We start from the raw sequence: 505 nt of genomic DNA, 5'->3' as shown, positions 1-505 counted from the left end.
GTGAAGTCGTAACAAGGTAGCCGTAGGGGAACCTGCGGCTGGATCACCTCCTTAATCGACGACATCAGCTGCTGCATGAGCTCCCACACGAATTGCTTGATTCATTGAAGAAGACGATAGAAGCAGCCCGAAATTGGGTCTGTAGCTCAGTTGGTTAGAGCGCACCCCTGATAAGGGTGAGGTCGGCAGTTCGAATCTGCCCAGACCCACCAATTTTGTGTGGGAAACGCCTGTAGAAATACGGGGCCATAGCTCAGCTGGGAGAGCGCCTGCCTTGCACGCAGGAGGTCAGCGGTTCGATCCCGCTTGGCTCCACCACTACTGCTTCTGAAGTTTGAAAGCTTAGAAATGAGCATTCCACCGAGACGGTGATGAATGTTGATTTCTAGTCTTTGACTGGATCGTTCTTTAAAAATTTGGGTATGTGATAGAAAGATAGACTGAACGTTACTTTCACTGGTAACGGATCAGGCTAAGGTAAAATTTGTGAGTTCTCTTAGTTGAG

The 505-nt window shown here is 48.9% G+C and carries 2 tRNA genes and 1 rRNA gene; all 3 read left to right on the top strand.

What is annotated here, in order from left to right:
* Positions 1 to 54, top strand: a 16S ribosomal RNA gene (locus tag AEQ63_RS00015); the annotation flags it as partial.
* Positions 55 to 135: 81 nt separating this feature from the next.
* Positions 136 to 212 (top strand) — tRNA-Ile (locus AEQ63_RS00010).
* A 30-nt stretch (positions 213 to 242) separates the two neighbouring features.
* Positions 243 to 318: transfer RNA gene (locus AEQ63_RS00005), tRNA-Ala, on the top strand.
* Positions 319 to 505: the final 187 nt, after the last annotated feature.

It is taken from the genome of Pseudomonas sp. RIT-PI-o, assembly GCF_001297215.1.
GTDB lineage: Bacteria > Pseudomonadota > Gammaproteobacteria > Pseudomonadales > Pseudomonadaceae > Aquipseudomonas > Aquipseudomonas moraviensis_A.
Note: the sequence above shows the minus strand (reverse complement) of the source record. Positions and strands in the feature narration are given on the sequence as shown.